Genomic DNA, 863 nt, shown 5'->3' with positions numbered 1-863 from the left:
GTCTGGGGCCGGGAATGGGATGACCTGCTCACCCGCGACACCGACGGCTCGCTCGTGAAAATCATGAACGAAACCGTCGACGGGGACTACCAGACCTACAAGGCCGAGTCCGGCGGGTTCGTCCGCGAACACTTCTTCGGCAAGACCCCACAGACCAAGGACCTCGTCGCGGACCTCACCGACGACCAGATCTGGAACCTCAAACGCGGCGGCCACGACTACCGCAAGGTCTACGCCGCCTACAAAGCCGCCACCGAATTCAAGGGCAAACCCACCGTCATCCTCGCCCACACCGTCAAGGGCTACGGACTCGGACCCAGGTTTGAAGGCAGGAATGCCACCCACCAAATGAAGAAGCTGACGGTGGAGGACCTCAAGGACTTCCGGGATTACCTGCGCATTCCCATTTCGGATGAACAACTCGACGCCGACCCGTACCGGCCTCCCTACTACCACCCGGGATTTGATGCACCCGAGATCGCCTACCTCCTTGAACGGCGGAGCGCATTGGGCGGGCCGGTTCCCGAACGCCGCGGCGGACACCAGGCGGTTGATCTGCCGGACGCGAAGTCCTATGAGGTGGCCAAGCGCGGTTCGGGCAAGCAGATGGCCGCAACCACCATGGCGTTCGTCAGGCTCCTCAAGGACCTGATGCGGGATAAGAACTTCGGCAAGCACATCGCCCCGATCATCCCGGACGAGGCCCGCACGTTTGGCATGGATGCGTTCTTCCCGACGGCGAAGATTTACAACCCCAAGGGGCAGAACTACCTGTCGGTGGACCGGGACCTGGTCCTGGCCTACAAGGAATCCCCCGCCGGCCAGCTGATCCACCCCGGCATCAACGAAGCCGGCGCCGTGGC

1 pseudogene is annotated in these 863 nt (G+C 62.9%); it reads left to right on the top strand.

Annotation, left to right across the window (positions count from 1 at the left end):
* Positions 1-863 (top strand): annotated as a pseudogene (locus AC1DIP_RS22205) (pyruvate dehydrogenase (acetyl-transferring), homodimeric type); the annotation flags it as partial.

This window comes from Pseudarthrobacter sp. 05T312, from assembly GCF_056396685.1.
This window is presented reverse-complemented; position numbering and strand designations above follow the sequence as displayed.